Here is a 21,484-nt window from a genome sequence, read left to right on the forward strand (position 1 = left end):
TCCTCTCTAGTTCCTTTACTGTCCTGTCATTTATTTTTTCTTTACTCGAATATCAAAGTAATCCATTACTAGTTCGCAAAACATCATATTTGCCCAAGAAAACCACTCTCTCGTATATTGAGTAGGATTATCCACATCAAAGCCTTCATGCATTAAATGTGTTCCTCCATCACAGGCTACTAGTAAGTCTAGTATTCTTTCTTTCTCCTTTTTATCCTCTGTCGTTAGACCTTCCATCGCAAGAGCAATCGGCCAAATATAATTTTCCGGTGTATGGGAGCTGCCAATCCCTTCCGCATATTTCCCTTTATAAAAGTAAGGATTCTCTTCACTAAGTATTGTCTGGCGTGTTGCTCGGTATCTTTCATCATTTTCCTCCACATATCCAAGATACGGGGCAGATAATAGATTAGGTATATTGGAATCATCCATAATTGTAAAGTTGCCTTTTCCATCTACTTCATAGGCATAAATTTCTTCACCGTTTTGATTGCGTACAACAGCAAACTCCTCAATCCCCTTTTCTATCTCCTCTTTGAGTTTTTGAAAGGCAGGAACTTGCTCCGTTATCTTCAAAACATCTTCATAAATCTCGATTAGATAACCTAGAACTACACTAGCAAACATATTCGAAGGCACTAAATAACCATATGTACAAGCATCATCACTTGGTCTAAATCCTGACCAGGTCATTCCAGTAGGCACTACTTCTGCCCCTCTCCCTTTGTTTATTAACGTATCCTCTTGTCGATCAGTCACTCTTTCAAATGTATAGGAGGAATTCGTATGATCTTGCTCTATCATCCATACCTCGATTATTTTTTGGACAGCTTCCTGAAACGACTGATTAAAATGATCTGTTCTCCCTGTTGCCTTCCAGAACAAATAACTAAGCTGGATTGGATAACACAGTGAATCAATTTCATACTTTCTTTCCCATATCCATGGATTCATTGTCGTTAAATCGGTTTGATGTCCTGCCCCATTCGCTTCTTTATTGAAAGCGTTCGCATAAGGGTCTAAACAAATATACTGACATTGTCGTTCAATAAGACCGGCAATCATATTAGCCATTTCTTCGTCCCTTTCAGCCAATACTAAATATGGTCTTACCTGTGCAGTGGAATCTCGCAGCCACATCGCTGGTATATCCCCTGTAAGGAGAAAAGTAGTTCCATCCTCCAGCTTTTCAACTGTTGTTTCTAATGTATTGGCAAAGCAAGTATTGAAATTAACGGCCCAATCCGCATGTTCATCCCCACATTTTTCTGTAATCCTTTTCATAAATTCTTTTACCGAAGACATCGTTGTTTTTTGATATGACATTTTTTAACCCCTCTCATATTTGATATATCATTTAAACTCATTTTAATTTCAATCGTCTTTATTGTCTAGTGTTTCTTTTTCTTAATTTAATGAAAAATTGTTTGTCTATCAATGGATATAACTTCTCTCCTATTTATCTTCATAAAATTTACTTAGCTTTACTATTTACGGAAAGCATTTTCATGTTATAATAAATTTGATATATCATTTAAGGAGTTTATGATGAAAAAAGAACCACTTTATCAAAAAATTGTCACTGACATACTAGCACAAATCCAAGCCGGTCATTTAAAGCCAGGTGATCAAGTACCGACAGAATTAGAAATTTCTAAGCAATACAACGTCAGCCGCATCACTTCAAAGAGAGCTTTAACCGAGCTGGAAAACAAGGAGCTAATCGAACGAATCCAAGGAAGAGGAAGCTTTGTTGCCGAACAAAAACCGTCTCCTTCCCATGTTATTCTGTTTATTCTTCCTTTTCCCAATAATCCGGGACTAGGAGATTATGCACAAGGCATTAGTCGCTTTATCGCGAACACACCCTATACAGTGCAAATCCAGACAAATGCTTACTTAAGCCAGCTTGATGCCAAAAAAATATCGTCTATGTATGCGGGTCTTCTCCTTTATCCAGAGGCTGGAACATCGCATTTAGATATTCTTTATACCTTATATCTCGAGAAATTTCCGGTAGTGGTACTCGATAAGAAAATCGAAAGCATCCCATTTCCTTTTATTACCTCTGATAATATGCAAGGTGGTTATCTAGCAGCACAGCATTTAATTAACCAAGGACATAAGAAAATCGTCTTTTATGCTACACAAAATTTAGAGAGAAGTTCCACTATTCGAGAAAGGTATTTAGGCTATTTAAAAGCTATACACGAAGCGAATATCGCGTATCATGGTTCAAAAGTAGTGCTCTCAGCTGAGGACAACAGCGCTTTTATCCATCAGCTAAAGGAAGAAGAAATTACAGGACTGATAGCGGAAAACGATATTAATGCAATTCATTTAATGAAAGAAATCAAAAGATACGGCTATCAAGTTCCTAAAGACTTTTCGATTATTGGCTTTGATAATATTCAAGCAGCTGAACTTGTCGACCCAGCATTAACCACAATTGCCCAAAGCTTCGAGGAGATCGGATATCAAGCAGCTGAACAACTTATTCAATTAATTGAAAACAAAGAAGCAATTCATTCTGTCGTCATTCCTATTGAAATGATCATTAGAGAATCCACTAATTAAGGAGCGGTGTCTATGCTAGAATTAATTGATACAAGACAAGGGACAGAAAATCAACATAGCTATTCAAACGGGAATACACTTCCCTATACAGGCTTTCCCTTTGGCATGAATTTCTTTGTTCCGCAAACTAAACATACAAATGGAAGTTGGTTTTTTCATCCGCGTGATCGGGTTTTTCAAGGCTTTCGGTTAACTCATCAGCCGAGTCCATGGATGGGGGATTTCTCTCATTTATTATTAACACCTCTTTCAGGCGCCGTTCACCATGACGATATTTACCATAATCAAAGTTCCTATCGACCTGAAAGTTCCGTATACCAACCACATTATTTACAAATAACGCAAGCACGCTACCGAATTAAGAATGAATTGGTTCCTACTACATATGGCTCCATACTTCGTTCTGCTTATAGAGATTTAAAGCTACCTGGTTTATCTCTACATCTTCCTGGCAAAGGAAACGTTTCACTAGATATAGAGAAAAACAAGCTAACTGGATATGTTTCCAATTTTGCTGGCTGTGAAGATTCTGATTTTAAAATGTACTTTGTCATGACCTTTAGCCATCCCATCGATCAAGTTAATACTGGCTTTTTCCAAGAGAATAAGATGTTTACTTCCGCTCTTTCAGCAACTGGCGAAGACCAGCACTTTTTGATGCGCTTCTTATTAACCGAAGACAAACCGCTAGAAACTCGTCTTGCCACTTCTTTTATAAGCAGTGCTCAAGCAGAATGGAATCTAAGTCAAGAACTATCGCCTTTTTCATTTAATGCTCTCAAAGAAAGGGCAGAGGAAGCTTGGGAACATTACTTAAATAAAATTGAAGTGAAGAATAAAGATTTTTCTACTGTTAAGACATTCTATCACTGTATGTATCGGATGTTTCTTTTTCCGCAAAAATTCTATGAAATAAATCAACAAGGTGAGCCGATTCATTATGATACAACAAGCAAAAGTGTAAAACCTGGTGTCCTGTATACAAATAACGGCTTTTGGGACACATTCCGAACCGTCTATCCTTTCTATTCTCTTCTTATTCCAGAAGAATATGAAGAAATGCTGAGAGGCTTTCTGAATAGTTATAAAGAAACGGGATTTCTCCCTAAATGGCTGTCTCCCGATGAACGTGGACTTATGCCGGGTACGTTAATCGATGCTGTTATTGCAGATGCGTCGCAAAAAGGGATTGCTCTTGATATCATTCCTGAGTTGTTTGAAGCAATGGTGAAAACTGCTTCTACCGTAAGTTCAAAGCGAACCTACGGCCGACAAGGAATCGAAGATTATGATACATATGGCTACATTCCTTCCAGCCATCATGAAAGTGTAAACCATACACTTGATTACGCGTACAGTGATTTCTGCATAAGCAGAGTAGCCCAAAAATTAGGACAGGATGATCTAAGGAAGACGTTTGAAAAGCGCGCTTATAATTACCGCAATATCTTTCATAAAGAAACGGGATTTATGCGTGCCAAAGATAAACAAGGCAAGGTAGAAGAACCCTTTAATTCCTTTAGCTGGGGGCAGGATTATGCAGAAGGAAGCGCTTGGCAAAGCAGCTTTGCTGTTTTTCACGACTTCGCTGGATTAATAAATGCTTATGGTGGAAAAGAACCTTTTCGAAACAAATTAGTAGATCTGTGCAATCAAGAGCCGATTTTTGATACCAAAGGCTATCGATTGGAAATACATGAAATGAGCGAAATGGCTGCAATTGATTTTGGCCAAGTTGCCATATCCAATCAGCCAAGTTTTCATCTACCTTATTTATTTACCTATGCTGGTGATCCCGCTTCGTCTCAAGTTTTATTAAAACAATTAATGACCCAGTTATTCTCTAGTAGTCCAACTGGCTATCCTGGTGATGAAGATAATGGCAGTATGTCTGGCTGGTTTATTTTTAGCAGTATGGGCTTTTATCCTATCTGCCCTGGTACAGGGGAATATGTAATTGGAATGCCGATTTTTGATGAGGTTACAATACATCTACCAAATGACAAAAAAATCGAAATTTCAACTGCATTCAACCTGCCACAATTTAATTTTGTTCATCAGGTTACTGTCAACAATGAAATTTACAACAAGCTATTTTTAAAGCATGACGTACTTATAAAAGGCTGCACCATCGACTTCCAGCTTGGTATTGTGCCGCCAAATAAAGACTATGCAGAAACAGATTTACCTTATTCCTTGTCGACAGACAGCGCCTCCCTCCTATAAATAAAAGCACACCAAAAACCTACCCGCGCCGCCCAAGCCAAAGGGTAGGTTTTCTTTATATTCAAATCTACTTCCTCATTCATCAATCGGCTCAAATAATTGCTGATAGCTGTCCCTAAACTCTTTTGGAGAAATACCACAATATTTTTTAAAGTTTTTATAAAAGTAACCTGGACTCATATAGCCAATTTTTTCGGAGATTTCATTTATATTCAGCTCTGAATTCAGCAATAGATTCTGCGCTAGCTTTATGCGATAGTGATTTAAATATTGAGAAAAACTCTTATTGGTTTCTTTCTTAAAAATCTGCCCTACATACATGACATTTAAGTGGAGCCTTTCGGCAATTGCTTTTAATGTTAAATCCTCGTGATATTCTTCTTGGATGATTTTGAGGACATTTTGTACATTCATGCTGTATTCTCTTCTAAACTTCTTATACTTCAGATTGTCCAACAGATCTTTAATGATCATTTGCAGCTTTTTAAAAGAACAAGCTTTATTTATTTTCTCCACCATCTCTTCATAGATGAATTCATCCTGAACTTCAAGTTCGCGATAAATATCCATGAATACCAGGAAGATAATATAACGAGTGTATGCAGGTGAAGCGGCAGATTCCATTAACTCCGCAAAGATTTGTTTAATCTCCGTTTGAATTGTTTCTATATTTCTTATTCCTAATGCCTTTTTAAACGCTGTGAACGATATATTCGGTACATTTTCATTTAAAACATTGGCGGTTGCCGTGTCCATAAATTGTTGCTGTCTTTCATAAAAAGAACAAAGATATAAACTACTCTTTGCATGTTCATAGCTTAAGGAAACATCAGCCATTTTCTTTACTTCTTCCCCGATTCCAAAAGTCACTTTATTTTGGCAGTATAGCAATTGGATTGATTTCATTAAGCTCTCCAATCCCGATCTTCCTCCAAAATAGATAACGACCCATTGGTCTTCTTCATAATGATGAAAAAAATATAAATCTTTATTCGTATGTAACAGCTGATGAACTTGGTCATGGAGTTTCTTTTTATAGGTAAAGATCAGCACTTGATACCTTTTCATCTCGGTACTTATATCAAAGGCAGCAAGCATCTTTTTTAAATCCATATAATCAATATCATCATGTACCCAGCGTTTGAGTAAATGTGCAAATAAATATTTTTCGCCTTGGATTCGCAGCTTTTCCTCTTCAAACTCCTTGATACACTTTTTTAATGTCTCGATTAATTCCTCTTTGTTTATCGGTTTAATTAAATAATTCTCTGCTCCCATCTGGAGACTTTCTTTCACATATTCAAACTCTTGATAGCCAGACAACACAATAAAACGGAAAAAGATGGACGCTTCTTGTGCTTGTTTTAAAAAGTCAATCCCAGAAAGGATCGGCATGGTTACATCGGTTATCACAATATCTACCTTTTGTCTTTTTACAAATTCAAAAGCCTCTTGGCCATTACCTGCTGTGCCGACAATTTCAAATCCAAGATTCTCCCAAGGAATCAACTTTTGCAAACCTCTTACAATCATATATTCATCATCAACAAGCAGAACTTTATACAAAGCTATCCTCTCCTTTTAAAACAAGATTTCGATTGTTAATCCGCCTAATGGATTGGTCTTTAACCTCATGCTGTATGTATCTCCAAAAAAGGATCGCAATCTTGCATTTACATTATGTATGCCGATAGAGGACTCTAACTGATTTTCTGAAGAAGGCGTTTTCAATAATTCGTTGATTTTCTTTAATTTATCTTCGTGTACTCCTGTTCCGTTATCTTTGATTAAAATGCAGGTATACCCATCTTGCTTTGAGACCTTTACACTAATTGTATTGTTTTTCCTTGTATGATCAATCCCATGTATAAAAAAATTCTCCACCAGCGGCTGAATAGAAAATTTAGGGATGCTAATTTCTCCAAGCTCCTTTTCTATCTGAAACCCGTAAGCGATGCGATCCCGATAGCGCATTTGATACAAATAAGCATATTTCTCACAAAATTCGAGCTCGTGTCTGATTGTAACTACTTTCTCTTGGGTGATGCTGTTTCTTAACAAGCTTCCAAAAACATAAACAACATTCGATAATTCATCCGCCCCTTCACTTACCGCATACATACGAATGTACTCAAGTGTATTATAGAGAAAATGCGGATCAATTTGAGACTGAAGCGCCCGCATATTAGCATCCTTTTGTTTGATTTCTAAGTTATAGATATCCTCAATATTGCGATTAATGCTATCTAACATCTGATTGATACTATGAGAAATATCTTTTAGCTCCCCTTGCTTCGTCTTTTCTTCAATGCGTACTTCCATATTCCCGTTTGAAACTTGATTGGTTCCTTTTTGAATATCTTCTACTTGAATCACATATCGTTTAAACGTTTTTCGGAGCCCAAAAAGGAGAATACCGTCTAAAATAGCACTAACAAATAAAAAGAAAAACAGACTTTTCATCGATTCGTTAATTACTTCCTTTTTACTGATGAAAGCGAGCACCTCAAAGTCATTGCTTGTATGAACACTTTTAATATAATATTGTTTTTCTAAATCCTTAAGACTAATAACGGAAGACTCTTCTAAATTTGCTGCAATCTTTTGGTGGAGCACAGAGTCTTGTCTGTATTGTCCTTGATAGTATACTAGTTTTTTTGTATCAGAAATAATTGCTGCTTGAAGAGACGTTTTCTCTTTGTCATTATCTAAAATCCGTTCTAATTCTTTATTATTAAAAACAATTGATACAATTCCAATTTGTGATAAAGTATTGGGATCCTTTATTGCTTTTTGGTAGACTACTTGATTGTTGCGGATAGGAGTATGGAAATACTTCTTGCCTCCCTTGTTTTCCTTCGTTGAATAATAGACTTCTTTATAATCATTTAATGAAATGGTTACCGATTCAATATCATCATCCAAGTAATACATCTCTGTTACGATGCGCGGAAGATAAAGAAAGGCATTATTTCTTTGCTCACTTAACGATTTTTGTAAATATGCTGCTGGTTCTAACTCAAAATACTGATACATACTTGTGATCATCTCTGAGCTGGCCATTAAATTAGCAACTACTTTATCTAACTTTTTCTCATTGTCTGTCACAATATTTTCTAATTGATTAGCGACCCTCTCAACAGAATCGATTGCGGTCCTTTGCTTATCCTGGCTTGTATTATAGCTGACTAATAAAGCAAAAAGAGTAACAGCAGAAATTAAGATAATAGAATATGTTTTTAATAGTGAATTAATAAAATACTTACTTCCCAATTAGCATCATCCTTAAGATACATATACGAGTTTTTGACTAAGTCTTATAAATAGCTTATTGGAAATAAGGCTAGCTAGTATGATAAATAGCGAGATACTTCCGAATAAAATTAGGGCAGGATTAAAATAGGTAAGAACAGAAATGACAGCGAGCAGCCCTCCTAGTTTAAGGAGTGTCCAGAAGTCCATAAAGAACAAGAGAAACGACAGCTTCCATACATCTTTTATCGCTGCTTCATATTGTGCCTCAATAAAGAGCGAAAACAGGAAGCTGATAGCCATTAAAAATAGGGCAAAAATAAGCAAGAAGTCAATGATGAGAAAGAGCAAATGATTAATTTGTAGGGAAAAATAAAGATTATAGCTTAAAATGACACCTAATAGCAAAAATCCGTAAAAGGAGAAATTGCCACGTTTATAGCTAGTCTTAAAGGTAGAAAAAACATTCTTCCATGTTAATTCCTGATGGTCCCAGCGGCACTCTAAAGATAGCTTTACAATCGTTAACAATGCAGGGCCAATACCAAAAATAATCCCCCCCATTATAGTCAGCAGCCAAAAATACAGATTCAGTTTTACTACTACATAAAATCGGTTAAAAAAAGTAGTCAAAAAAGAGGCAATCATATCGCTTTTCTCCTTTCTATTATATGATGAGAAAAGGCACGTTAACTAGAGCTAACGCACCTTTTAAAGATTAGTTTTTAGAGGCTTGAAATGCATCAAATTGCTTTTGCATTTCTTCGCGGACTTTTTCATACCCCGCACCTTCTAATTTCTCATTTAATTCAGGGATTGCTTTATCTGGATCTAAAGTTCCTGTGTTTAATCCATCAAGGTATTGACTCATTACATTCGAAATATTGGTGATTTCTGTTTTCACAGAATCTGTATTAAAGGTGAAGCCTAGAATTGGAGAGCTTGTTGCATTGGCAATATTTTCATCTCGCTCTTTGATCTGTTCATCAGTAATAGAATCTTGAACATAAACAATCTTATTATTGCCTGTATTCCAGGCTGCCATATGGTTATTTGACTTATAGCCATCTAATAATTTCACTTTGTTTTCTCCGGCCTTTTCCCATGCCTTTCCTTCTTCCCCATAAATAAGACCATTTAATAGTTCTGGATCAGAATTTAGAAGACCTAAGAACTCTACTGCTTTTTCTTTATTCTTGGAGTTACTAGAAACAACAAAGTTTGCCATTTGCGCTTGTGCTGTAGACTTAATTGGATCTGTAATCGGCATGGAAACTATTGGCTGCTCTGCCACTGTTGATAAAAGGGTATCACCATAGTCATACGGTCCCTGTGTCTCTTGGCGAACAAACCATGTACCACTATTTAATGGGTATTCCGTATTGCTTGTTGCTGCATCCTTAGCAATATATCCTTTATTGTAGTAGTCATGCATGATTCGCAAGTTTTCTTGCATTTGATCATTTTCATACTGATTAATAATTTTGGCGGTATCTCCATTTAAATCCACTGCAAAAGGCATGCCATTTCCTAAGACAAAATCCATATTAGGGAGAACGCGGAATCCTTGCCCAACAGAAAATGGCATGACGTCTTTTTCGTTTTCTTTTATCACTTTCAAAAGCGGCTCAAGATCTTTGTATCCTTTCACATCAGAAATATCTAAATTATATTTATCAATATATTGCTTATTAAATGAAAACATCGTCTGTGCGTACACATTACCATTTACCGGGAACGCATAAAGCTTTCCATTCACTGTATTCCCTTCAATATAAGCTGGATCCAGCATGTCATAGGCTTCTTTTGCATATTTTGGAAGTAATTCCGTTAAATCTGCATAAGCACCTTTTTGCGCATTTGTTACATAGTTATTGGCATAGGCAATATCATAATTTTCACCAGAGGATACGATAACAGACATTTTTTTCTCATAATCTCCCCAGCCAATATACTGTAAATTAACACGAACGCCAATCTCCTTTTCCGTTTTCTTGTTAACATTCTCCATTAACACATCAAAATTTTCCGGTTTATCGCCAATTTGATACATTAATAAGGTGGTTACGCCTTCTTTAGAACTGGTATCCGCTGTTGAATTTCCTTTTAAACTACACCCAGCTAACACAGTGCCAATCAACAACATCAATACAAGCAAAAAAGGAACTTTTTTCTTCATTTTCATATACCATATCCCCCTTTTATTTACTTACTCTTTTACCCCGCCAATTGTTAAGCCGCTAACAAAATAACGTTGAAAAAATGGATAGCTGCACGCAATCGGCAAGGTAGAGATCACAACCATCGCCATTCGCGTAGCCTCTTTTGGAATAGCGGCAAGGCCACCAGATAAGTTTCCACTTAAGCCCGCATTTTGGGTCATAAAATCAATATTGCTTTGGATTTTCATCAATAAGTATTGCAGTGGAATTAGATTATCACTTTGAATGTATAGCAGTGCATTAAACCAATCATTCCAATATCCTAGTGCGGCAAACAGGCTTATTGTTGCAATTCCTGGCACCGCTAATGGTAAAACAATTTGTGTAAAGATCCTCATTTCACTTGCCCCATCAATACGGGAAGATTCAATAATCGATTCTGGCACCTGTCTTCTAAAGAATGTTCGCATTACGATGATGTTAAACGGACTTAAAGCCATAGGAAGAATAAGGGCCCACACGGTATCTTTTAACTGTAGCATATTCGTCATCACAATATAGCTTGGGACCATTCCAGGGCTAAATAACATCGTAATTAAAGCGAAGATAGTGAAAAATCGCTTATAACGAAAATTTGGCCGAGAGATGGCATAAGCATAGGTTGATGTGAATGCAACATTGATAAAGGTTCCGACAACTGTTACAAATACGGTAATAAACAAGGATTGAATAATTTGCGTTTTTAAATCAGCTAAATATGTGTACCCTTGAATACTCCACTCACTTGGCCACAATGCATATCCATTCGTTATCAAGGCTGTTTCACTTGTAAACGATATAATAATTACGAATAAGAAGGGAAAAATACAAGAGAAGGCAAACAAGCCTACCATGATATTAAAAAAGATATTTGTTTTTCGATTAAAGGTTCGGACTCGAACATGCTCTATTTTTTTCTTTTTCACTGTATGATTTGGACCTCCTTTCCTCAAAACAATGCAGATTCTTCATCAAATTTGCGAACAATGAAGTTAGCCAGAACTACTAAAATACAGCCGACAACTGATTGATAAAGACCTGCAGCTGCTGTCATCCCAATATCACCTGTACTTGTTAGTCCGTTATAGATATAAGTATCTAAGACACTTGTTACTTCATATAAAGCACCTGAGTTTCTCGGGATTTGATAGAATAATCCAAAATCAGCTCTAAAGATATTGCCGACGGATAAAATAGATAGAATAGATATTAAAGGTACTAGCTGCGGAATCGTGATATTTTTTATCTGCTGCCATTTCGATGCCCCATCAACCATCGCAGCTTCATAATAATCCGAGTTGATTCCCATTATACTCGCAAAATAAATGACACTATTATAGCCGACACCCTTCCATATTCCTAAGACGATTAAAATAAATGGCCAATATTTTTGCTCGTTATACCAATTAATTTCTTCTCCACCAAAAAGAGTAAGGATACTATTCATTAGACCTTTATCTGGACTTAAAAATGCAAAGACAAAATAACTGATAATAACCCATGATAAAAAATACGGAAATAGCATCGAAGTTTGATAAATCTTAATCATTCTTTTAGAACGCAGTTCACTGAGTACTATTGCCAAGAAAACAGCAAAAATCAACCCTAACACAATAAACGCAACATTATATAAAACAGTATTTCTTGTAATCAAGTAAGCATTATTGGAAGAAAATAAAAACTTAAAATTATCAAACCCAACCCATGGACTTTCCCGCAAGCTTTGAAAAAATCCGCCACTTGAATAGTGGAAATCTTTAAATGCTACAACATTCCCGAATACCGGAATATAGAAAAATAGAATAAGCCATATAGTTCCAGGCAATGCCATTAACAAAAAGGCCTTATTTCTCCACAAATTTCGTAACATGGCCATTTTTCTATCCCTCCCCCCTTTTTAGAAAACGCTTTCTTTTTTTTGTATAGCTAAATTATAATATCGAAGAGGGTGATAACCAATAAACAAATTATAGGAAAAACTAAACGAATTATATGTTTTTGGAGTTAGAATATAAAGATGATGAACAAAATCTTAAATAAGGTTACATCCTTAATATGTACTCAATCACAGCCACTTCTGAAAACTTAATGATTTCCACCATAAAAAGAAAACCTGCCATTTGTGCTTCAAATAGTAGGTTTTCCTCATTTCCAATTATCTTGTAATTTTTTCACATCGCTTTTCGGCGGCAAGCCAAACATTCTGCTATATTCTCTGCTGAACTGCGACGGACTTTCATATCCAACTTGAAAGGCTGCTTCTGCAGCTTCCAATCCTTCAGCTATCAATAACCTGCGCGCTTCCTGTAAACGAATCATTTTTTGGAACTGTAAAGGAGACATACCCGTAATCAACTTAAAATTATGATGAAAGGAAGAAAGACTCATATTCACAGCTTTAGCTAGTTCCTCTACGCGAAGCGGCTGGGCATATGCCTGATTTATCAATTTAATGGTTTCTTTTATCGCCTGGGCATGGGTTCCTAAAATGGCAAATTGCTTTATCTGATCACCATCCTCCTTCTGTAAAATCCGATATAATATTTCCTTTTGATATAATGGCGCAAGCACAGGGATATCCTTTGGAGTATCAAGCAGCCTTATTAATCTAAGTAAGGCATCTGACATTTCAGAGGTGGTTTTATTTACAAGCATCGCTCTTTTAGGAGGATCTGAAACTACTTCCTTATGATTAGCAACTGCTTCTAAAATCTGTTCTGTCGTAAATCCAAGTCTAATACATAAATATGGCTTTTCCTTCATAGCCTCTGTTATTTTCCCGCGAATAGGCAGATGCACAGATATAACTAGATATTGGCTGGAATCATAGCGAAATATCTCCTCCCCCAACATCACTATTTTGGAACCTTGTATAATGAAACAAACAGAAGGCTCGACAATAGAATGAAGCGGTTCTGTTAATGTGGATGCTCGTACAATGCTTAGATGGTTAATTTCTGTTGCGTGTGTACCATCTGTTTTAAAGTGTTTTTCTACTAGATCCGTTAACTCATTTTTATTATTCACCATATCCCCCCTACTTTTCATACATTTTACCTCTTATTTGGAGAATTAGGCAAAGATTATACAGAAATCTTCTATCACTCTTGCTGAAAGTTTTCTTATCATTACAGTATGTTATCTAAAGACTAATAATTAGCTATGGGAGGAAGAAATGAAGCATTTACAAGATAAAGTCGCTATTATAACTGGTTCATCGAGAGGAATAGGAGCAACTATCGCAGAAGAACTTGCTCAATTAGGGGCGAAGGTGATAATTAACTATTCAAGTAGCTCAGAAAAAGCCAAAGAAGTTGTCGCAAGCATCGTGAATAAAGGTGGAGAAGCTATTGCAGTTCAAGCAGATGTCAGTAAAGTTAAAGAGGTAGAACGTTTATTTATAGAAACGCTTCAGCACTTTGGAAAAATAGATATTCTTGTTAATAACGCTGGCATAATGCACACCATACCATTAAAGGCTGTAACAGAAGAAGAATTTGATTTACATTTCTCCATCAATGTAAAAGGAACTTATTTTGCTTGCCAACAAGCGCTTCAGCATATGGAGGCTGATGGAAGAATTATTAATTTCTCCACTTCTGTAGCAGGAATGATGTTCCCTGGTTACAGCCTATATGCAGCAACCAAAGGAGCTGTCGAACAAATTACAAGACAGCTGGCAAAAGAATTTGGTCCCAAAAAAATCACTATAAACACGATTTCACCTGGTCCTACAAATACCGAGCTGTTTATGGATGGCAAAAGCCCTGAACAATTAGAAAACCTAAAAAAACTAAACGCCTTCGGCCGCTTCGGAGAAACGGACGATATCGCAAAAGTTGTCGCCTTTTTAGCGAGTGAAGATGCTCGTTGGATTACAGGTCAGACCCTTCGCGTTAATGGTGGAATGGTTTAATTGTAAGATAAAAATCGATTGAAAGAATCGGATTCACACTGAAAAGTGCAAATCGATGTTCTTCCAATCGATTTTTCATTATATTATTTTGCTATTAATGAGATGGATGGTCTACTTTCACTCGTTTGATAAAGAACGATAGAACTAGACCAATGATTGCAACAATAATCGCAAAGCTAAATGATTTTTGTACACCAGCTGTAAAGGCAAGCAATGGACTTAACGGGTTGGTTAAATCGGTCGCAGCACTATCTATATATTCCGCTGAACCTGAAGCTAAAAGAGAAATAGCAATTGCTGTTCCGATAGCTCCACCAACTTGCTGCAACGTATTCATAATTGCAGTTCCATGTGGATATAATTCAGGCGGCAATTGGTTTAAGCCATTTGTTTGTGCCGGCATCATTACCATAGAGACACCAATCATTAATACAATCAGCAAAGCAATAATAAAACCTGATGATGTATCAATATCAATTGTAGAGAAACCAAATAATGCAAGAGTTGCTAGTGCAAGACCAGGAATAACTAACCATTTTGGCCCAAATTTATCAAAGAGACTTCCCATAATTGGCGAAAGTAATCCGTTAATTAAACCACCTGGCAGAAGTAGTAATCCTGCTGTAAATGTGCTTAATGCAAGCACATTTTGTAAATATAGCGGCAATAAAATCATGGATGAAAGCATAACCATCATAATCATGATGACAAGTACTAAACCTATAACAAACATTGGATATTTAAAAGCACCTAAATTCATCATCGGCTGCTCACTTTTCACTTGGCGAATAGCAAACAAGATTAATGCTATTAGTCCAATGGCAATAGAAATAATCACTTCTAAGCTGCCCCATCCGCCGCCTTCTCCAGCATTACTAAACCCGTAAACAATACCACCGAATCCAATTGTTGATAAAATAATCGATAAAATATCAATCTTTGGCTTCGTTAATGTTGTTACATTTTGCATAAATATACTACCGAATACAAGCGCAACCACAAGCAGTGGCAGGGAAATCCAGAAAATCCAGTGCCAAGTAAGGGAGCGAAGAATTAACCCAGAAATAGTTGGCCCTACTGCCGGAGCAAAACTAATGACCAACCCCATCATTCCCATTACTTTCCCCCGTTTATGCGGTGGAATTAACACAAGAATTGTGTTAAACATAAGCGGTAATAATAGTGCTGTACCAATTGCCTGAACAACACGAGCAACCATTAAAATTGTAAAGGTAGGCGCGATTGCTCCTATAAGCGTTCCCGAAATCGAAAAAATAAGGGAAGTAATAAATAACTGTCTTGTCGTAAACCATTGTAGAATAAGTCCTGATACAGGAACTAAAATTCCAAGTGTTAATAAATAACCTGTTGTTAACCATTGTACGGTTGTTTCGTTAATACTAAAATCCGTAATAATTGTTCTTAGCGCCATATTCAGTGCCGTTTCACTAAATAATCCAATAAAGCCCGCAATTAAAAAGGAGGCAATAATCGGCACCGTCTTAAACTCCGTTTTCCCAATTGTTTCGCCTTTAGCGGGAATATCCATTGTCATTTCTTTTCCTCCTTTAAATCCAAAAAAATCACTGTTTTAACAGCACTGCTATTTGATTCGAAATGCAACGCAGGGGGTTACTGCTCTTATTCGTGAGAGCAAGCATGCACCCACCTTCTATCATTGCATTTAACGTAATACCCAGTTCCTTTGCCAGAGGTTCTGCAAAGCCAAAGTCCTCTAGCCTATTTGTATAAAGCGCCTGCCAATCGGTAAAAGTAGCATCACATGCCAAGCGCAGCGTTTCATGTGTTAACGCTGTTTCAGAAGCAATCAAACTAATTTGCAAGCCTTCAAGTGCACTGCAGCCCATCTGATCAAATTCATTTGCGATAGAATTCACATGTTGTTGAAATGCAGCCACAGGAGTTTCCCCACTATATAAGTCTGCTTTCATTTTCTCTACTACTAGCTCTCGCATTCGCTTAATTGCTTCTAATGCAATTTCTTCTTTCCCGTTTGGAAAGTGATAATACAAAGAGCCTTTGGGAGCACCACTCTCATCAATTATTTGATTAAGACCCGTTGCATGGAATCCTTGCAGTTGAAATAGTTTCGTTGCAGTAGTTAGAATTGCTTCTTTTTTATTGTTGCCTTTCTTCATTAGATCATCTCTTCTTAAAATTATTATAACAACTGGTCTACATAATATTAATGTGGCATTCTAGAAGTGTCAAGAAGATAATAGCTGATTTTGCTTCTTTTTTATAGAAAAATTACTGATTCTTTACTTATTTTTAAAGTAAAGGGTTTTCATTTATACTCTTCACCAAGATGCCGGTACAATTGTTTCATCATAAAAGTGACTGGCATAAATATTTCAACCAAATAGCCCCCAGAACAATTAGACGGACATCGTAAAAATACATTCGTCTAATTGTTTTGGGGGGTATTTATTTTAAGAAAGATATGCCAGTGATAATTTAAAGCAGGCTGAAGACTTATCCCGCTTATTGTGGTAGGAAGTCATAAACAATTAAAGCCATTGATAAGAGGCCCCCTGTCAAGAATACTAATAGGTTTCCAACAATAGAAAGGTATTTCAAGCGACTTTTTTCGCCTTTAAATCCGAATATCAATCCGACTAAAGGGATGATAAATATACTTGCTAATATGCTATAACCGAGATAATCGTTCCCAATTCCAATGTTAAATCCTGTTTCATCATATAACTTCCGCCTCATGTTAGCTAGAATAAAGACAACAATAAACTAAGAAGCAATAAAAAGATATGCCAGTGTTCTTGCTTTTCATTCGCCTACTCTCCTCTTTCCTGTTGTAAATTAATGGAACTTATATATATGTCATACACAAATAATGGAAATATATGAAGAGAAATCAGACTGATTTACCACAATAATTTCCTATGCTATACTCATAAACAAATTGGTTATCTTAAAGAAGTACTGGGTAATCAGATGGTATATAAGAAGGGAGATAAATTATGCGCAATAAAGAAGAGTTAAAACAGGAAATTCTTGCTGCCTATCATTTTCGTCATGCTACAAAAGAATTTGATCCAGAGAAGAAGATTCCTGAAAGTGATATGAAGTTTATTTTAGAAACAGCTCGTCTTTCTCCAAGCTCATTTGGTACTGAGCCTTGGAAATTTCTTGTGATTGAAAATCCAGAATTGCTAAATAAAATAAAACAATCATCTTGGGGAGCGTCTACAAAGATTCCAGCCGCTAGCCATTTTGTGATTTTATTAGCTAGAACAAAATTAGATACAGCCTATAATTCTACCTATTTAAAAGAACAGTTTACCAATGTATCCAAGCTTCCTGCTGGAGTGATTCCAAAAATGATTGAACGGATAAAAGAATTCCAAAAGGAGGATTTCCGCTTAGATACCGATCGTGCTTTATTTGACTGGGCTTCCAAACAAACCTATATCGCGCTTGGAAATATGATGACCGCTGCTGCCCAAATCGGCATCGATTCTTGTCCTATAGAGGGCTTTCATATGGAAAAAATGAATCAGTTATTAGATGAAGAAGGACTTTTAGAAGATGGCCATTTAGGTATTTCCGTCATGGTAGCATTCGGCTATCGTGCGAAAGATCCATATCCAAAAACACGCAGAGAATTTGACGATGTGGTGACGTGGGTATAAGTATTGTTTAAAATTGCTTAACAGAAACTCTCCCCGCTTTAGTGAATGTATTCAATGCGGGGAGAGTTAAAAAGGGATAACTAGTTCTTTATTTATACTGTCTCCATGCATCTTTTCTTTACGCTTCCTTTATACTTCTAGATATAAGACGATATTTTCTAGGGGTCACATGCTTAACTTGCAGGAATTTTTTTATAAAATAATCAGGATTCTGAAAACCTATATTTGTCGCTATTTGATAAATACGATCATCTGTTTCTTCTAAAAGCTGGCATGCTTTTTCTATTCTATATTCATTTAAGTAATCTTTAAACGCTACTCCATATTTTTTACTGAATAATTGGCCTAAATATACACTATTTATATTATATTTATCTCCTAATTTTCTTAAACTCAATTTTTCCATATAGCGCTCTTCAATGTCCCTTTCAATTTTAATTAAGATGTCTTTTGATGAATAATTTCTGATACTATATAAATAGTTTGCAAAATGTAATGAATAGGTTAAAAACTCATCCATTGAAATTTTTCCAGATAAAATATTCTTCTGATCATGAATAAACAGCGAGGACTCATCATTAGAAAAATTCCGTTTATTATTCTTGTTCCATAGATCTGTTAATTGATAAATTAACAGAGTAAGATTGTTTTTTATTAATTGAGGATGCAGACATTTCCGTTGAAATTCATCGTATATTTCTTTAACAATGACGGTTATTTTTTGCTCATTATTTTCTGATATACTATCCATATATTGATTTATCCGTTTTGGAGATAAGTGATATTGCTCTAAAGAAAATACTGGTGTATTATCGCAATAAATGATTGATTTATCGGCACAATAAAAATATTCATATTCTTTTCCTAAAACTACTTTATTATAGGAATCAGTTAGTTCTTCTATTTTCTGTACTGTATTTCCGATATACATTTTCACCCTGAACGGTACTTCACTTATTAATCTTCTTTGAAGTTTCTCTATATAATTTGCTCTATAAACCTCCGAACGATTGCATTGCCAAACAAGACTTACTGAGTATTCCATGTTTGTATTTTCTATATCATAAAGAATAAGGAAGTTCTCTTCCTGCACCATTTTTTCTATGACTTTATACAGCTTATTTCTCCACTCCTTTTTTTCATCTGTTGTAACACGTTCCTGCCTAGTTTCTTGTACAACATCCATATTAATAAAGGTATAGTTTTTGAAATCTCCATATCTATCTTTGATAAATTCAATGTCCTTTAAGGTAAATTTATCATATAATATATTTTTTAAATGATAATCATTAATTGCCTTGTTCTTTTTTTCTTCCTCTTTTTCTTTTCGCTTTAATACTATAAATCGTTTATTAATGGTTTCTAGTAAATCGATTAACTCCTTTTCCTGTATTGGTTTTAACAAGTAATCAGTAACCCGATATTGAATAGCTTTCTTCGCATATTTAAATTCATAATATCCACTTAAGATCACAAACCTTATTTCCTTATCCATACTCTGCTTTACTTGTTTAATTAATTCTAGTCCGTCCATAACAGGCATTTTTATATCAGTAAAAACAATGTCCACTTCATAGTCTCGAATAATTTGAAGAGCATCTTCCCCATTTCCCGCTTCATAACAAAGTTCAAAACCATAGTTTCCCCAGTCAATCATGACTTTAATTCCTTCCCGAATATATGGCTCATCATCAACAATAAGGACTTTTAACATTATTTATTCCTCCTAAATGATCTTTCTCCTATTCAAAATGAATTTGTGAAAGAAACACTAAATGAAAAAGTAATTAACACCTGCCTTAGAAATACTTTTCCCAGCTTACTCTCTATATAATGGGTAACTTAATGTATACTTCTGTTCCAGTGTAATTTTGGCTTTCAATTTCTAATTCCCCTTCCTCTTGATAGTGCATTTTTAACCGTAAATAGGCATTTAAGATTCCTGTGCTCTCTTCCCAATTGGATGTTGTCACATCATTTTTCTCAAGGTCCTCTCTTATTTTCCTTAATCTCTTTGCATCCATCCCAACTCCGCTATCTAAAATTTCAATATAAATAGCATTCTCTTGTGTAGAGACGATGATGCTAATTTCTCCTCCATTTTTCTTTTTCTCAATCCCATGAATACAGGCATTTTCCACAAAAGTTACTATCAGCATCTTTGGAATATAATGCTCCTTGCATTCCTCTTCTACATAGATAGAAAAGTTTAATCTATCTACAAAACGATATTTTTGAATATTTAAGTATCTTTGAACATATGCTAATTCTTCCTCGACAGTAACAAAATATGAATCACTCCATTTGGTCATTCTTCTAAATAACTGTGCTAATTCATTAATAACTGTTGCACTTTCTCGATCTCCATTTAGTAAATTCCTCATTCTGATGCTATCAAGCGTATTATAAAGAAAATGTGGATTTACTTGACTTTGAAGCGCATTTAGCTCTGCTTTTGTTTTGGCTAATTCTATTTTCTGCTGTTCTCTCTCCTTTTTGTACACTTCACCTAATAATTCATCGATTTTAACCACCATGAAATTATAACTCCTTATTAAATCACCTATTTCATCTTTCCCTTCATTTATATTGATTCTTTCGAATATCCCCTTTTCTACTTTCAATAAATGCTGCTCTGTTAGAGCAATTCTATCTTGAAAGGACTTATTAATAAGCAAAATAACAAGTGTGGGAAATAGAAAATTAAAAATTATTAACACCAGGAGTATGGTTTTCTTGTTCTCAATGAGATCAAAAATATTAATCTGATTATTAGATATATAGATATCCCATCGATCATTGATTGCTAGAAAAGAATCAGATAGATTAAATCTGGATTTTTCTTTTGATTTTAATTTTCGGAATATGGTATTCTTTTTCTCTGAGCCCTGATTACTAAAAATAACCTGATCATTATATGCTATTACAATATTATTACTCGTATCTTCATTTTTGATATTTGCCAATAATCGATAATAATTAATATTTATTTTTACAATACTTTTATATCCGTTGCTTCTATTTGGTAATTCTCTTATAAAACTAATCGTTCGATTCGACTCTAACTTTGGTGGGAATTGCTTATTCTCTTCATAATAAGGATATAAAATCATATTATGATTATTCTCTTTGTAAATTCTATACCAATTCGTTTGCTCGACCGCTCGCAAATTCCAAAAAACCCCACCGTTAATAATAGTTGGATTAGTAGTGTATATTTCTATACTTTCCAACGCTTGAGATACATAAAAATTATTAATGATGTTTTCTTGAACAAGGGAAATATAGTCACTATAATAATCTACATTATCTTTATACTTTTTTTGAAGAAATTCGTTGATTTTCAAATCTCTACTAATATAATTGGATACTTCCGTAATCTCGTTGAAGCTCTCATTAAGATGATATTTCAGCCGTTCTATCGTAATCTCCATTGATTTATTTTTTTGAATATCCTCATTTTCTCGAATGGAATGGATAATGACTAAATTAGTAAGAACGATAGGAATCACTACAGCTAATAAATAAATTAGTACCATTTTTTTCTTTATTTTTATATTATTCAGAAGCAGTGCAAGCAAATTTTTTTCCCATCCTTCCAAACCAGTCTCTACACAAATAGTAAAGCTAAAGGCTATTAT

16 protein-coding genes are annotated in these 21,484 nt (G+C 35.3%); 4 read left to right on the forward strand and 12 right to left on the reverse strand.

Annotated elements, in window-relative coordinates:
- Nucleotides 1-30: 30 nt before the first annotated feature.
- On the reverse strand, nucleotides 31-1,326 hold the full coding sequence (locus NX902_RS20625) for a glycoside hydrolase family 125 protein (protein ID WP_123258304.1): 1,296 nt from the start codon (nucleotides 1,324-1,326) through the stop codon (nucleotides 31-33).
- A gap of 222 nt (nucleotides 1,327-1,548) precedes the next feature.
- On the opposite strand from NX902_RS20625, the gene NX902_RS20630 reads away from it, so the two are divergent.
- The gene (locus NX902_RS20630) at nucleotides 1,549-2,577 is read left to right on the forward strand and encodes a GntR family transcriptional regulator (protein WP_095329837.1); all 1,029 of its coding nucleotides are present in this window, start codon (nucleotides 1,549-1,551) and stop codon (nucleotides 2,575-2,577) included.
- 12 nt (nucleotides 2,578-2,589) lie between these two features.
- Complete coding sequence (locus tag NX902_RS20635) at nucleotides 2,590-4,803, forward strand: GH92 family glycosyl hydrolase (RefSeq protein WP_171510001.1); 2,214 nt, start codon at nucleotides 2,590-2,592, stop codon at nucleotides 4,801-4,803.
- Between the two features lie 75 nt (nucleotides 4,804-4,878).
- On the opposite strand, the gene NX902_RS20640 is transcribed toward NX902_RS20635, so the two are convergent.
- The 7 genes from NX902_RS20640 to NX902_RS20670 all read right to left on the reverse strand — a co-directional run bounded on the left by NX902_RS20640 (nucleotide 4,879) and on the right by NX902_RS20670 (nucleotide 13,283).
- Nucleotides 4,879-6,369, reverse strand: coding sequence for a response regulator transcription factor (locus tag NX902_RS20640; protein WP_171510002.1), 1,491 nt, complete (start codon nucleotides 6,367-6,369; stop codon nucleotides 4,879-4,881).
- 15 nt (nucleotides 6,370-6,384) lie between these two features.
- Nucleotides 6,385-8,076 (reverse strand): sensor histidine kinase, encoded by a 1,692-nt coding sequence (locus tag NX902_RS20645; protein ID WP_341160959.1) that lies wholly within the window; start codon nucleotides 8,074-8,076, stop codon nucleotides 6,385-6,387.
- A gap of 12 nt (nucleotides 8,077-8,088) precedes the next feature.
- Complete coding sequence (locus tag NX902_RS20650; RefSeq protein ID WP_123258307.1) at nucleotides 8,089-8,703, reverse strand: DUF624 domain-containing protein; 615 nt, start codon at nucleotides 8,701-8,703, stop codon at nucleotides 8,089-8,091.
- 70 nt (nucleotides 8,704-8,773) lie between these two features.
- Nucleotides 8,774-10,240, reverse strand: a complete 1,467-nt coding sequence (locus NX902_RS20655; protein ID WP_095329833.1) for an ABC transporter substrate-binding protein — start codon at nucleotides 10,238-10,240, stop codon at nucleotides 8,774-8,776.
- Nucleotides 10,241-10,264: 24 nt separating this feature from the next.
- Complete coding sequence (locus tag NX902_RS20660) at nucleotides 10,265-11,182, reverse strand: carbohydrate ABC transporter permease (protein WP_095329832.1); 918 nt, start codon at nucleotides 11,180-11,182, stop codon at nucleotides 10,265-10,267.
- 23 nt (nucleotides 11,183-11,205) lie between these two features.
- Entirely contained in the window at nucleotides 11,206-12,132 is a 927-nt protein-coding gene (locus NX902_RS20665; RefSeq protein ID WP_204259868.1) for an ABC transporter permease, read from the reverse strand.
- A gap of 269 nt (nucleotides 12,133-12,401) precedes the next feature.
- On the reverse strand, nucleotides 12,402-13,283 hold the full coding sequence (locus NX902_RS20670) for an AraC family transcriptional regulator (RefSeq protein ID WP_341123239.1): 882 nt from the start codon (nucleotides 13,281-13,283) through the stop codon (nucleotides 12,402-12,404).
- A gap of 148 nt (nucleotides 13,284-13,431) precedes the next feature.
- Here NX902_RS20670 and NX902_RS20675 point away from each other — a divergent pair, with 148 nt between their 5' ends.
- A complete protein-coding gene (locus tag NX902_RS20675) occupies nucleotides 13,432-14,172 on the forward strand; it encodes an SDR family oxidoreductase (protein ID WP_095329831.1) in 741 nt (246 codons plus the stop codon).
- Nucleotides 14,173-14,266: 94 nt separating this feature from the next.
- Here the strand turns inward: NX902_RS20675 and NX902_RS20680 are convergent, their stop codons facing one another.
- Entirely contained in the window at nucleotides 14,267-15,721 is a 1,455-nt protein-coding gene (locus NX902_RS20680; RefSeq protein ID WP_371471514.1) for a DHA2 family efflux MFS transporter permease subunit, read from the reverse strand.
- A gap of 34 nt (nucleotides 15,722-15,755) precedes the next feature.
- Nucleotides 15,756-16,331 (reverse strand): TetR/AcrR family transcriptional regulator, encoded by a 576-nt coding sequence (locus NX902_RS20685; protein WP_047943829.1) that lies wholly within the window; start codon nucleotides 16,329-16,331, stop codon nucleotides 15,756-15,758.
- An 840-nt stretch (nucleotides 16,332-17,171) separates the two neighbouring features.
- Here NX902_RS20685 and NX902_RS20690 point away from each other — a divergent pair.
- Nucleotides 17,172-17,843, forward strand: a complete 672-nt coding sequence (locus tag NX902_RS20690; protein WP_095329829.1) for an NAD(P)H-dependent oxidoreductase — start codon at nucleotides 17,172-17,174, stop codon at nucleotides 17,841-17,843.
- A gap of 118 nt (nucleotides 17,844-17,961) precedes the next feature.
- On the opposite strand, the gene NX902_RS20695 is transcribed toward NX902_RS20690, so the two are convergent.
- Together NX902_RS20695 and NX902_RS20700 are read right to left on the reverse strand one after the other, a co-directional pair.
- On the reverse strand, nucleotides 17,962-19,557 hold the full coding sequence (locus NX902_RS20695; protein WP_341160960.1) for a response regulator: 1,596 nt from the start codon (nucleotides 19,555-19,557) through the stop codon (nucleotides 17,962-17,964).
- A gap of 112 nt (nucleotides 19,558-19,669) precedes the next feature.
- Nucleotides 19,670-21,382 carry a sensor histidine kinase gene (locus tag NX902_RS20700; protein ID WP_341123241.1) on the reverse strand — a complete coding sequence of 571 codons (1,713 nt, stop codon included), beginning with the start codon at nucleotides 21,380-21,382 and terminating at the stop codon, nucleotides 19,670-19,672.
- Nucleotides 21,383-21,484 lie beyond the last annotated feature (102 nt).

Source organism: Niallia sp. FSL W8-0954 (assembly GCF_038005605.1).
Lineage (GTDB): Bacteria > Bacillota > Bacilli > Bacillales > Cytobacillaceae > Niallia > Niallia circulans_A.

Excerpts from the sequence above, each read along its gene's own strand:
- NX902_RS20625 (WP_123258304.1), bottom strand. The coding sequence starts at position 1,326 with ATGTCATATCAAAAAACAACGATGTCTTCGGTAAAAGAATTTATGAAA.
- NX902_RS20630 (WP_095329837.1), top strand. The coding sequence starts at position 1,549 with ATGAAAAAAGAACCACTTTATCAAAAAATTGTCACTGACATACTAGCA.
- NX902_RS20635 (WP_171510001.1), top strand. The coding sequence starts at position 2,590 with ATGCTAGAATTAATTGATACAAGACAAGGGACAGAAAATCAACATAGC.
- NX902_RS20650 (WP_123258307.1), bottom strand. The coding sequence starts at position 8,703 with ATGATTGCCTCTTTTTTGACTACTTTTTTTAACCGATTTTATGTAGTA.
- NX902_RS20655 (WP_095329833.1), bottom strand. The coding sequence starts at position 10,240 with ATGAAAATGAAGAAAAAAGTTCCTTTTTTGCTTGTATTGATGTTGTTG.
- NX902_RS20665 (WP_204259868.1), bottom strand. The coding sequence starts at position 12,132 with ATGGCCATGTTACGAAATTTGTGGAGAAATAAGGCCTTTTTGTTAATG.
- NX902_RS20675 (WP_095329831.1), top strand. The coding sequence starts at position 13,432 with ATGAAGCATTTACAAGATAAAGTCGCTATTATAACTGGTTCATCGAGA.
- NX902_RS20680 (WP_371471514.1), bottom strand. The coding sequence starts at position 15,721 with ATGGATATTCCCGCTAAAGGCGAAACAATTGGGAAAACGGAGTTTAAG.
- NX902_RS20685 (WP_047943829.1), bottom strand. The coding sequence starts at position 16,331 with ATGAAGAAAGGCAACAATAAAAAAGAAGCAATTCTAACTACTGCAACG.
- NX902_RS20690 (WP_095329829.1), top strand. The coding sequence starts at position 17,172 with ATGCGCAATAAAGAAGAGTTAAAACAGGAAATTCTTGCTGCCTATCAT.
- NX902_RS20695 (WP_341160960.1), bottom strand. The coding sequence starts at position 19,557 with ATGTTAAAAGTCCTTATTGTTGATGATGAGCCATATATTCGGGAAGGA.
- NX902_RS20700 (WP_341123241.1), bottom strand. The coding sequence starts at position 21,382 with ATGGTACTAATTTATTTATTAGCTGTAGTGATTCCTATCGTTCTTACT.